We start from the raw sequence: 12,242 nt of genomic DNA on the forward strand, positions 1-12,242 counted from the left end.
TAAAAATTAATATGATGAAAAATTTAAAATCCATTTTCTTGATTATAGCAGTGTTCTTCTCTAGTTGTGAAAACGAAACAGAAGTTATATACCTGCAAAATGACTTGAATAATCAATCGGCTACCAATAATAAAACAATACAGCCTCTTTTTAATAGAGTTGACAATGAAGTACTTGTAGATGAAGTACCTGCAGGTAGTTTAACAGAATGGACTGTGAATGATACAGGAGGGAATCCTTATTTTACCTATGTTGAAATAGCGTCTCCTTTTGATGGCAGCACTGCAATTAAAACAAGTGTTGTTGGGGTTACAACTTCTTTGTGTCCAAGTCAGAACATTCAAAAAGTGTACAACATACGTGGAAATACAAATGAAACAAAACTAAAAGCCTATTTAGAATTTACATCAACCATGGATTATTATAATTTTCCGTATATCGTAGTATATATTTATGATGAATTTAATAATCAAGTAGGGTTGCAAGTGTTCTACGGCCAAAGTGTAATTAGTGGGTTATATGAGAATTATGTAAACGATGCCCCAGAAAGTTATACAGAGCTTGATACCGCTATAGGCGATGCCATATTAGATCTTTCTAAAATGGGAGCGAATATAGCGTTTTCTTCTGTAAGGATTGTTTTAGCTAATTATGCTTGTGTTGGAGAAAATTCAATTGTATTTGATCACTTAAGAGTGATAAATCAAACTGCAACCGAAGATTCTGATGGTGACTTAATTGCTGATGATGATGATAATTGCCCCGAAACTGCAAATGGTGATCAGGCTGATTTTGATAATGATGGCGTGGGAGATGTTTGTGATATAGATATTGATAATGATGGTTGTTTAAACGATGAAGACCCTTATCCTTATTCCATAATGAACGAAACTATTATTATTGATGAAATAGATACAGGTGTTGAAAATAAATATGAAAATTGCGGAACTATGTCTGATGAAATTCAAACCATTATCAACCAAGTAAATAATGAGTTTACAGGCGATAACTATTACACCCTTCATAAAAAGTTTTCCAGAGAAGTCAGTAAACTTACTTATTACTGGTATAAAAATCGAAAAATAACCAGCAAAGAAAGAACCTCTATTGGAAATGCTGTTTGGAATGCCAATATTCCATATCATACCATTACCGAATAATTTTTAAAAATTAATATGATGAAAAATTTAAAATTAATTACACTTTTAATTGCACTTTTTATGCTATATGTGCAATGTGAACAAGAAAGCATAGACTCAAAAAATAGTGAATCCATTATTTTAAATGAAGAAATATTAGGAGACAAAACAGACATTTTAAATACTGTAAATGAATCTATTTTAGCTAAAAATTATCAAAATAGAGATGCAGTAGAATTCGTTTATACTGGACAGCTATGTGGCTTAAATATTACTGGAATGTATGTAGATGCAACAGCATACCAAAGTTTACACCATTATTTCTTTAATGGAAATGAAGGAGATATTATATCTATTTATGTACCAAGAACAACCATTGGATTTGACTCTGCTTTTACATTATATTTTGGCACAATTGATACTGAACTACTATATGTTGCATCAAGTGATGATGTAATAGCTGATACTTTTGGAGGTTGCTTTAGCGATCCATATATTGGTGATTTTACATTGCCATATTCAGGAACTTATACCTTGGTAATTCACGAAGCAGCTCATTGTGGCTACCCTATGGGTTATGAAATAATAACCACTGGAATAAATTGTAACGATGCAGATTTTGATGGTTGCTTAAATGAAGAAGACCCATATCCAAATTCCATAATGACTGAAACTATTATAATAGACGGAATAGATACTGGAGTTGAAAATAAGTTTAAAAACTGCGGAACTATGGCTGATGAAATTCAAGATATTATCAACCAAATAAACGATCAATATACAGGAGACAATTACTATATTTTACATAAAAAATTATCTAGTGAAGTAAGTAAACTAACCTATTACTGGTATAAAGATCGTAAAATAACGAGCAAAGAAAGAACCACAATTGGAAATGCCATTTGGAAATCAAATATTCCATATTCTATTCGCAGTTAATTTTAAAATATCTAAAAACAAAAAAAGCATCTCAATTGAGATGCTTTTTGCGGTCTGGACGGGACTCGAACCCGCGACCCCCTGCGTGACAGGCAGGTATTCTAACCAGCTGAACTACCAAACCGTTGCTGTTAGCGGATGCAAATATAAGAGTGTTTTTCATATTTGCAAAGCTTTTTTAAAATTTTTTACAAAAACTTTTTTCTACTAATTAAATATGATATCAGCACTTGATGAAAGCCTTTTCTTATATCAACCGGAACATAATCTATTTTATATTGCATACACTTCAATTTCAAATCATTAAAGTATTTTTCAATTTCTATTTTATACTTTTCTTTAACAGAATCAGCATATAAATTAATTTGATCACCTGATTCTACATCTACAAATTTTTTGGGAGTGTTGCCAAAATTAAGGTCATATTCCAATTTTCCATCAAAAGTATGAAACAAAACTACTTCATGTTTGTTGTATTTTAAATGTCTTAAGGCTTTAAAAAGTTCATTTTCATTTTTTGAAATTTGAAACATATCAGTAAATAAAAATATTAACGACCTTTTGTGTATTTTTTCTGAAATCTCATGCAGCGCTTTATATGTATTTGTAGTTGCTTTAGAATTTGATTTCAACATTTTATCTAATTGTGCTAAAATCATCCTTCTATGTCTATCGCTCCCTTTGGCTGGTGCATAATAATCTATTTCGTCGGTATAAATGCTCACGCCAACAGCATCGCGTTGCCTCTTAAAAATTTCCATTAAGGCTGCTGAAGCTATAGCCGAAAAACCAATTTTAGATAGATTTTCTAAAGTAACATTATCAATTAATGGATAGTTCATAGATGCTGAATTATCAATTATTAAATGACAACGTAAATTCGTTTCTTCTTCGTAACGTTTTACAAATAGTTTTTTAGTTTTTGCAAATAATTTCCAATCAATATCTTTCGTGCTTTCACCTTTATTATACAATCTATGTTCAGCAAATTCTACAGAAAAACCATGAAATGGACTTTTGTGCATTCCTGTTATAAATCCTTCTACAACTTGATTTGCAAGCAATTCAAGATTGTTGAGTTCTGATATATGTTTTACTGTTAAGTTTTCCATAATTTAAAAAACTAATATAGTGTATAAAAAGAAAAGGCTCAACAAATTGTTGAGCCTTTTCTATTATTTATGTTTAAATCCTACAAATGTGCATCAATTTTTTGTGCATAGGTAGCTTTTGGAGCAACACCAACTTGTTTTTCAACAATTTCTCCATTTTTAAAAACTAATACTGTAGGAATATTTCTAACTCCATACTTGGCTGCGAATTCTTGATTTGAATCTACATCAACCTTTGCTATTGTAGCTTTTCCTTCATATTCTGAAGTTAATTCATCCATTATTGGAGCAACCATTCTACAAGGTCCACACCAAGCCGCCCAAAAATCAACCATTACTGGTTTGTCTGATTGTAATACCACTTCGTCAAAAGTTGCATCTGTTACTTCTAATGCCATGTTTTATTTTTTTAATTAATAATTTCTATTTGTTATGCAAAAGTACATAAATATTTCACCAAAACAATTTAACATTTATTACTTTTATTTATATAACTATATGCAAAAGTAATATTAAAAAATTTCTTTTGCTATTGCTTTAATATTATCTGATTTTCCCATTGAATAGAAATGCACCACTGGTACTCCGTTTTTAATCAGCTCTTTAGACTGCTGAATTGCCCATTCTATGCCAACTTGCCTAATTTGCTTACTATCGCTACAACTTTCAACAGCATTTATTAAATCTTCAGGTAAATCTAACCTAAATACTTGTGGTAACACTTGTAAATGTCTGTGAACGGCAATAGGTTTAATTCCTGGAATTATAGGCACATTAATACCCATTTTTCTAGCGCTATCAACAAAATTAAAATATTTTTCGTTATCAAAAAACATCTGTGTTACTACATAGTCTGCCCCAGCATCCACTTTTTCTTTCAATCTTTTTAAATCGGTATCCATATTAGGTGCTTCTAAATGTTTTTCAGGATAACCTGCTACACCAATACAAAAATCAGATTTATTAGTAGTTTCTATAATATTATGTAAATATTTACCTTTGTTTAATTCTTTTATTTGGCTTACTAATTCTGAAGCAAACTTATTTCCACCTTCAGTTGGTTTAAAGTAAGGTTCGTGCTTCATAGCATCACCTCGCAGCGCCATAATATTATCTAATCCTAAATAATGGCAATCAACCAACACATATTCAGTTTCTTCTTTTGTAAAACCTCCACACAATACATGTGGTATAGCATCTACATCATATTTATATTTTAACGCAGCACAAATTCCAACAGTTCCTGGTCGCATTCTGGTCATTTTTTGCTCCAATAAACCGTTTTCTTTTTTAATATAAACATATTCTTCTCGTGAAGTTGTAACATCTATAAATGGTGGATTAAACTCCATTAAAGGATCTACGTTATTATACAAATCTTGTATATTTTGACCTTTTTGAGGTGGTACAATTTCAAACGAAAACAACGTTTTCCCTTTAGCTTTGTTTATATGATCTGTTACTTTCATTCTTTTTTATTTAGGCGTTACCTTTCAGGTGGCGCTTTCCGTTATATCTTTTTTTACGTTACACTCCAAAAAAGGATGTCACTGCAATCGCTAACGCAAAAACTATTCTGCTAAATTAGGATTCAACCATTTTTTAGCTTCTGAAATTTCCATTTTCTTTCTATTAGCAAAATCTTCTACTTGTTCCATAGTAATTTTACCAACACCAAAATACTTTGCTTGTTCATTAGCAAAATAATACCCCGAAACCGAAGCAGCTGGCCACATTGCCAAACTATCTGTTAACTCAACTCCAATGGTTTCCTTAACACTTAGTAAATTCCAGATTGTTAATTTTTCTAAATGATCTGGACATGCAGGATATCCAGGTGCTGGACGAATGCCTTTATAACTTTCTTTTATCAAATCTTCATTTGTATATTTTTCATTTACAGCATATCCCCAATATTCTTTACGAACTTTTTCGTGTAAATATTCAGCAAAAGCTTCTGCCAATCTATCAGCCAGTGCTTTTATCATTATAGAATTATAATCATCATGATGTTTTTCAAACTCTGCAGCTAATTCAGCAGTTCCAAATCCAGTTGAGACACAAAATGCGCCAATATGATCTTCAATATTAGTTTCCTTTGGAGCAATAAAATCGGCAAGCGCTATTGATGGAGTTCCTTCTTTCTTTTTTAATTGCTGACGTAATGTTCTTACAGTTGAAGTTACAATCTCTCTTTTATTATCACCATAAATCTCAATATCATCTACATTAGAATTTGCAGGAAAAATTCCAAAAACAGCTTTGGCGGTTAATAAATTTTCATTTAATACTTTAGCTAACAGTAATTTTGCATCAGTAAATAAATTGGTTGCTTCTTTTCCTACAACTTTATCGTTTAAAATTGCAGGATATTTACCTGCCAATTCCCACGTTCTAAAAAACGGTGTCCAATCTATATAATCAACTAATTTCGACAAGTCAAAATCTTCATAAACCTGAATTCCTTCAAAATTTGGTTGCTGTATTTCTGTAGAATTCCAATCAATTTTAAATTTATTTTCACGAGCTTCTGTTAACGACACATATTCCTTACTTGAAGATCTATTTAAAAATCCTTCGCGAACTTTAATATAATCTGCCTTAATATCACCTATATATTTTTGATTTATTCTGTTATTCAATAAATCTCCAACAACAGTAACGGCTCTTGAAGCATCATGTACGTGAACAACTGCGTTTGAATATTGTGTGTCAATTTTTACAGCAGTATGTGCTTTTGATGTAGTTGCTCCACCAATTAATAATGGAATTGTAAAGTTTTGGCGCTCCATTTCTGAGGCTAAATAGGCCATTTCATCAAGTGATGGCGTAATTAAACCACTTAATCCAATAACGTCTACATTTTCAGCTTTGGCAGTTTCTATAATTTTTTCAGGTGAAACCATTACACCTAAATCCACAATATCATAATTATTACAACCTAATACAACACCCACAATATTTTTACCAATATCATGAACATCGCCCTTAACCGTTGCTAACAAAATTTTACCGTTTGCCTTACTTACTTCTCCTTTATCTGCCTCAATGTAAGGTAACAAATAAGCAACTGCACGTTTCATAACACGGGCTGATTTTACCACTTGAGGTAAAAACATTTTTCCTGAACCAAATAAATCGCCCACTACATTCATCCCTATCATTAAGTTCCCTTCAATAACTTCAATTGGCTTGTTAGCTAATTTTCTGGCTTCTTCAATATCTTCAACAACAAATTCATCAATTCCTTTAACCAATGCATGTGTAATTCTTTCTTGTAATGGTTTTTCTCGCCAAGACAAGTCTACTTTATTTTCTCTTGCAGCACCAACAACTGTTTCAGCAAAAGCTAATAATCGTTCGGTTGCATCTTCTCTTCTATCTAAAATTACATCTTCAACGTGTTCTAATAAATCTTTTGGAATTTCATCATAAACCTCTAACATTGTTGGATTTACAATTCCGATATTCATTCCTGCTTGAATGGCATAATATAAAAATACGGAATGCATTGCCTCACGTACTTTATCATTTCCTCTAAATGAAAAAGATACGTTGCTAACTCCACCACTAACACTTACATAGGGCAAATTTTCACGCACCCATTTGGTTGCTTCAATAAAATCGATAGCATTGCGTTTATGCTCATCCATTCCTGTTGCCACTGGAAAAATATTTAAATCAAAAATGATATCTTCGGGTGGAAATTTCACCATATTCACCAAAATATCGTAGGAACGTTTACAAATTTCAATTCTTCTATTATAATTATCTGCTTGTCCAACCTCATCAAAAGCCATGACAACAACAGCCGCACCATAACGTTTAATTAGTTTTGCATGATGTATAAATTGCTCCTCTCCTTCTTTTAAACTGATTGAGTTTACAACGCATTTTCCTTGAGCTACTTGCAAACCAGCTTCTATAATTTCCCATTTAGAGCTGTCAATCATAATTGGCACACGCGCAATATCTGGCTCTGCAGCAATTAAATTCATAAAACGAACCATCGCTACTTTACCATCTAACAAACCATCATCCATATTTATGTCGATAATTTGCGCTCCTCCTTCTACCTGTTGACGCGCAATTGCTAAGGCTTCATCATATTTTTCTTCCTTAATTAATCGTAAAAACTTGCGTGAACCAGCCACGTTAGTTCTTTCTCCAACATTTATAAAATTACTTTCGGGAGTAACCACCAATGGTTCTAAACCAGATAACCTTAAATATTTTTCGTTTTTATTCATTTTATCTTGATGTAATTCTGAAATTATTTCAGAATTACGTATAAATTCAATTTGTATTAATTATTAACTTCAGAAACCAATCTAGGCTTAAAGTCTTTCACCATATCAGCAATAGCTTTAATATGTGCTGGAGTTGTTCCACAACAACCTCCAATAATATTTATTAAATTTTTATCTAAATATTCTTTGATTTGAGCAGCCATCATTTCTGGAGATTCATCATATTCACCAAAAGCGTTTGGTAAACCTGCATTTGGATGTGCAGAAATTTTTAAATTTGAATTTTTTGCCAATACTTCTAAATGTGGTGTTAATTGTTTGGCACCCAATGCACAATTAAAACCAATAGTTAATAAAGGAATATGAGCTACTGAAATTAAAAAAGCTTCAGCAGTTTGCCCAGATAAAGTTCTTCCACTAGCATCGGTAATTGTCCCACTTAGCATAATTGGAATGTCAATATTTCGTTGGTCTTTTACTTCTTCAATTGCAAAAAGTGCTGCTTTTGCGTTTAAAGTATCAAACACAGTTTCTACTAACAATACATCTACACCACCATCAATTAACGCTTCAACTTGTTGTTTATAGGCAATTCGTAAATCATTAAAAGAAACTGCTCTAAACCCTGGATCATTAACATCTGGCGACATACTTGCCGTACGATTTGTTGGTCCAATTGATCCTGCCACAAAACGAGGTTTATTTGGATTTTTAGCAGTAAACTCATTAGCAATTTCTTTTGCTATTTTAGCTGATTGAAAATTTAATTCATACACAAAATCTTCCATTTCATAATCTGCCATTGCGATAGTTGTACTTGAAAAAGTGTTGGTTTCAATAATATCAGCACCAGCTTCTAAATATTTTGCGTGAATTTCTTTAATTGCTTTTGGCTGTGTAATTGAAAGCATATCATTATTTCCTTTTACAGAAATATGAAAATCTTTAAATTTTTCACCTCTATAATCTTCTTCAGTAAATTTATACTGTTGAATCATAGTTCCCATAGCGCCATCAAGCACTAAGATTTTATTTTCTAATATTTTTCGGATGTCTTCCATTTTATCATTTTTACATAAACATTTTGGAAGTTATTAAGAAGTATTACTTTAAAGTGTGTGTTATCTGTCCAAAAAAATGGTAGAACGTAGCACCTTCTTTAGCTTTAAAGGGTTGCTAAGGCTTCAATAGGTCTATTCCCTCTGCCTTTCTTAATAACTAATTTAGTATGTTTATGAACTTTTTTGTGCAAATAAACGGCATATTCTTATGAATTACAAACTGTAGTTCATAATAATACTATTCTACAATAATTTTTCTGTTAATTTATTCATTTCCGCCACTTTATTTGAAAAATCACCTTTAATTTTTTTTCTAAATTCGTTTAAATTTTTAGCTAAATCATCAATATCATTTGGAAGTACATCTTCAAAAAACTGACGCAAGCGTTTTGCCAATGTTGGTGATTTTCCATTGGTAGAAATGGCAATTTTTATATTTCCTTTGGTTACAATTCCGCCCATATAAAAATCACAATACGGCGGATTATCCGCAACATTTACTAAAATATGACGATCTTTACAATCTTTATAAACCTCAACATTTACAGCAATGTTATCGGTTGTTGCAATTACCATATGTTTACCCGTTAAATATGAAACTTTATAAGAATCTTCAATAAGTATAACGTAATGATTTTTAGCCAATTCAATTAATTTTTGATGAAAGTTTGGAGCAACAACAGTAACTTTCGCATTTGGACTCGATTTTAACAAAAATGTTAATTTTTCTAATCCCACATTTCCTCCTCCAACAATCAGCACTTCTAATTGGGTTACTTTTAAAAAAATGGGGTATAATTCGTTTTGCTCCATTTTAATAAAGATTATATGACGAATTATTTACAGCAATTTGCTCATAAAACGAACGTAATTTAGCGCTTTCAGTAACAACTTCGCCAATAACAATAATTGCTGGTGAGCCTAATTTTTGCTGCTCAACAACTTCTAAAATAGAATCGATAGTCCCAACTCCAATTTTTTCATTGGCTGTTGTTCCATTTTGAATGATTGCAGTTGGAACATTGCTTTTATTGTATTTTTTAAAAACAGAAACAATTTCAGGCAACTTACTCATTCCCATTAAAATAACCACAGTTGCGGTAGATTGGGCTGCTAAATACACATCATTTGATAATTTCCTTTCGGTTGTTGTACCTGTAATTACCCAAAAACTTTCTGAAACGCCTCTTTTTGTTAAAGGAATTCCCTGACTTGCAGGAACTGCTATTGAAGATGAAATTCCTGAAACTACTTCAGTCTCAATTCCAAACGATTCTATATAATCTATCTCTTCTGCACCTCTTCCAAAAATAAACGGATCGCCGCCTTTTAACCGCACTGCATTTCCAAATTCAAAGGCATTTTTTACAATTAATTCATTAATTTCATCTTGCGTAAAACTGTGCATTCCTTTTCGTTTACCAACAAAAATTCTTTTCGCCTCTTTAGGAACATACTCTAATAATTCCCTATTAATTAAGGCATCATACAATACAACTTTTGCATTTTTTAGTGCTTTTACACCTTTTACAGTTATTAAATCTGGATCACCTGGCCCAGCTCCAACTAAAGTTACTTTTGGTTTTATATTAAGCTTCATCTGATCCGTTTTTAATTCTATATTCAGTTGCTTTTGCATAAAATAATTGGGCATCGGCTACATATTTATCTGCAAATTGTTTTGTTGGCTCATTTTTTTGAATTTGATATACAAACTCTGAAAATATTGTTGGCAATTCAATTTTATCTGCAAAAACAGTTTCAAATAATGTAATAATGTTTGCTTGTGTATTCGTGCTTTCACCTTCAGTTAACAACATTGCTTTTGCAGTATTTACCATACTTGTATATGCATAATAAATACTATCTGAATATTGATTTAGTTTTAATGCTTCTGAGGCATTTTCAATTTTTTCTTCACTTTCAAATAACAATGTAGCAACTAAATCTATTACAACTCCGGCACATTCACCTACTCCAACAGCCATTTCGTATTGTTCTTCTGAACCCCAATCTATAAAATCGCTTGGCACCAAATTAGAAGTATCTGCTAATGGTTTTAAAATATCATAAAAATATCTTTCTCCTTGCCTGTCGTAATAATTTAAGAAAGATTCTCCCGTTTTAACATTACTTTCATAATCTTTTAAAATAGTTCGTAATGCTTCTGAACCTCTTTTACTCGGAATTTTTATTACTTTATTAGAAACTCGTCCTTCTCCATTTCCTAAAACACCACCGCCTAATAACACTTGTAAAGCCGGAGCAACTAATTTACCAGATTTCACTGTCATTCCCTGAAACCCAATATGCGCCATAGAGTGTTGCCCACAAGAGTTCATACAACCACTAATTTTAATGGTAATTTCCTTATTATTTGCGTATTGCGGAAATTCAGATTTTAATACATTTTCTAATTCTCTAGTAATTCCAGTACTACTTGCTATTCCTAAATTACAGGTATCAGTTCCTGGGCAAGAAGTAATATCTAACGTGCTATTGTAACCAATATCAGCAAAGCCTAATTTCTTTAATTCAACATAAAAGAAAGGCAATAAAGCTTCTTTTACATGACGAATTAATATATTCTGACGAAGCGATAAACGCATTTCATTTCCAGCATATTTTTTTATTAGATCGGCTAATAATCTGGCTTTATCTGTATAAAAATCGCCTAAATGTACTTTTATACCAATAGCAAATAGTCCATCTTGTTTTTGTGGAATTACATTGGATGTTTTCCAAGCATTATATTCTCTTACATTTTCAATTTTTACAGATGGAATCTCTACTGATGGAATTTCTATGGCTTTATCAAACTTTGATGTATCAATTTTAAATGTAGTATGTGATAATGCTTTTTGTTCATCTTCTACTAACTGCACAAAAGCATCAAATCCGATTTCTTTTACCAAGAATTTTAAACGAGCTCTGGCTCTTTTAGCTCGTTCGCCATGTCTATCAAAAACACGTAAAACAGCTTCAGTAATAGGAATAATTTTATCAGCTGAAATAAATTCAAATAAGGTATCGGCCAAACGTGCTTGCGATCCTAAACCACCACCAAGCATTACTTTAAAACCTATTTCACCATTTTTAATTTTTGCTATAAAACCTAAATCATGCATAAAACTTAAGGCAGTATCTTCATCAGTTCCAGAAAATGAAATTTTGAATTTACGACCCATTTCCTGACAAATAGGATTACGTAAAAAGAATTCGAACACCGCGTGTGCATACGGAGATACATCAAAAGGTTCATTAATATCAATCCCAGCCGTTTCAGAGGCGGTAACGTTTCTTACAGTATTTCCACAAGCTTCACGCAAGGTAATATCATCTTTCTCTAACGCTGCCCAAAGTTCAGGTGTTCTATCTAAACTTACATGGTGAATTTGAATATCTTGACGTGTAGTAATGTGTAATCTTCCTCTTGAATATTCATCTGAAACATTGGCAATTCTGTGTAATTGCTCGCTAGTAATTTTACCGAATGGTAATTTTATCCGAATCATTTGAACTCCAAACTGACGTTGTCCGTAAACGCCACGTGCCAAACGTAAACTTCTAAAACGCTCTTCGTCAATTTTGCCTTCGTAATAAAGTGCAATCTTTTTTTCTAGGTCAATAATATCCTTTTCGACGATCGGATTTTCGATCTCGGTTCTGAAACTTTGCATTAAGTATGATTTTTTTAGTTAGTATAAAAATCTTCTACCTCAATCTATTGAAAGAAGTAAA

The 12,242-nt window shown here is 31.9% G+C and carries 10 protein-coding genes, 1 tRNA gene and 1 riboswitch; of the genes, 2 read left to right on the top strand and 9 right to left on the bottom strand.

Annotation, left to right across the window (positions count from 1 at the left end; genetic code table 11):
* Positions 1-14: 14 nt before the first annotated feature.
* Both BM335_RS08420 and BM335_RS08425 read left to right on the top strand, forming a co-directional pair.
* The gene (locus tag BM335_RS08420; protein ID WP_245780644.1) at positions 15-1,160 is read left to right on the top strand and encodes a thrombospondin type 3 repeat-containing protein; all 1,146 of its coding nucleotides are present in this window, start codon (positions 15-17) and stop codon (positions 1,158-1,160) included.
* An 18-nt stretch (positions 1,161-1,178) separates the two neighbouring features.
* Positions 1,179-2,078, top strand: a complete 900-nt coding sequence (locus BM335_RS08425; RefSeq protein ID WP_090225395.1) for a hypothetical protein — start codon at positions 1,179-1,181, stop codon at positions 2,076-2,078.
* Between the two features lie 50 nt (positions 2,079-2,128).
* On the opposite strand, the gene BM335_RS08430 is transcribed toward BM335_RS08425, so the two are convergent.
* The 9 genes from BM335_RS08430 to BM335_RS08470 form a co-directional block, all read right to left on the bottom strand.
* Positions 2,129-2,202 (bottom strand) — tRNA-Asp (locus tag BM335_RS08430).
* Between the two features lie 64 nt (positions 2,203-2,266).
* A complete protein-coding gene (locus BM335_RS08435) occupies positions 2,267-3,190 on the bottom strand; it encodes a DUF58 domain-containing protein (RefSeq protein ID WP_090225398.1) in 924 nt (307 codons plus the stop codon).
* An 80-nt stretch (positions 3,191-3,270) separates the two neighbouring features.
* Positions 3,271-3,588: a thioredoxin gene (trxA, locus tag BM335_RS08440; RefSeq protein ID WP_090225400.1), complete on the bottom strand. Its 318-nt coding sequence runs from the start codon at positions 3,586-3,588 to the stop codon at positions 3,271-3,273.
* 114 nt (positions 3,589-3,702) lie between these two features.
* Complete coding sequence (gene metF, locus BM335_RS08445) at positions 3,703-4,659, bottom strand: methylenetetrahydrofolate reductase [NAD(P)H] (RefSeq protein WP_090225403.1); 957 nt, start codon at positions 4,657-4,659, stop codon at positions 3,703-3,705.
* Between the two features lie 102 nt (positions 4,660-4,761).
* Entirely contained in the window at positions 4,762-7,467 is a 2,706-nt protein-coding gene (gene metH / locus BM335_RS08450) for a methionine synthase (RefSeq protein WP_262493864.1), read from the bottom strand.
* Between the two features lie 29 nt (positions 7,468-7,496).
* The gene (locus tag BM335_RS08455) at positions 7,497-8,501 is read right to left on the bottom strand and encodes a homocysteine S-methyltransferase family protein (RefSeq protein WP_090225409.1); all 1,005 of its coding nucleotides are present in this window, start codon (positions 8,499-8,501) and stop codon (positions 7,497-7,499) included.
* Between the two features lie 57 nt (positions 8,502-8,558).
* Positions 8,559-8,661, bottom strand: a riboswitch (SAM riboswitch).
* A gap of 83 nt (positions 8,662-8,744) precedes the next feature.
* A complete protein-coding gene (locus tag BM335_RS08460; RefSeq protein WP_090225411.1) occupies positions 8,745-9,314 on the bottom strand; it encodes a precorrin-2 dehydrogenase/sirohydrochlorin ferrochelatase family protein in 570 nt (189 codons plus the stop codon).
* A gap of 1 nt (position 9,315) precedes the next feature.
* A complete protein-coding gene (gene cobA, locus BM335_RS08465; protein WP_090225607.1) occupies positions 9,316-10,101 on the bottom strand; it encodes a uroporphyrinogen-III C-methyltransferase in 786 nt (261 codons plus the stop codon).
* Positions 10,091-12,181, bottom strand: a complete 2,091-nt coding sequence (locus tag BM335_RS08470; protein ID WP_090225414.1) for a HEPN domain-containing protein — start codon at positions 12,179-12,181, stop codon at positions 10,091-10,093. The genes cobA and BM335_RS08470 overlap by 11 nt, the downstream gene beginning before the upstream one ends.
* Between the last annotated feature and the right edge of the window lie 61 nt (positions 12,182-12,242).

It is taken from the genome of Lutibacter maritimus (assembly GCF_900116115.1).
GTDB lineage: Bacteria > Bacteroidota > Bacteroidia > Flavobacteriales > Flavobacteriaceae > Lutibacter > Lutibacter maritimus.

What these genes read in the sequence shown, in the direction of transcription:
- BM335_RS08420 (WP_245780644.1), top strand. Translation starts at nt 15, where the DNA reads ATGAAAAATTTAAAATCCATTTTCTTGATTATAGCAGTGTTCTTCTCT.
- BM335_RS08425 (WP_090225395.1), top strand. Translation starts at nt 1,179, where the DNA reads ATGAAAAATTTAAAATTAATTACACTTTTAATTGCACTTTTTATGCTA.
- BM335_RS08435 (WP_090225398.1), bottom strand. Translation starts at nt 3,190, where the DNA reads ATGGAAAACTTAACAGTAAAACATATATCAGAACTCAACAATCTTGAA.
- trxA (WP_090225400.1), bottom strand. Translation starts at nt 3,588, where the DNA reads ATGGCATTAGAAGTAACAGATGCAACTTTTGACGAAGTGGTATTACAA.
- metF (WP_090225403.1), bottom strand. Translation starts at nt 4,659, where the DNA reads ATGAAAGTAACAGATCATATAAACAAAGCTAAAGGGAAAACGTTGTTT.
- BM335_RS08455 (WP_090225409.1), bottom strand. Translation starts at nt 8,501, where the DNA reads ATGGAAGACATCCGAAAAATATTAGAAAATAAAATCTTAGTGCTTGAT.
- BM335_RS08460 (WP_090225411.1), bottom strand. Translation starts at nt 9,314, where the DNA reads ATGGAGCAAAACGAATTATACCCCATTTTTTTAAAAGTAACCCAATTA.
- cobA (WP_090225607.1), bottom strand. Translation starts at nt 10,101, where the DNA reads ATGAAGCTTAATATAAAACCAAAAGTAACTTTAGTTGGAGCTGGGCCA.
- BM335_RS08470 (WP_090225414.1), bottom strand. Translation starts at nt 12,181, where the DNA reads ATGCAAAGTTTCAGAACCGAGATCGAAAATCCGATCGTCGAAAAGGAT.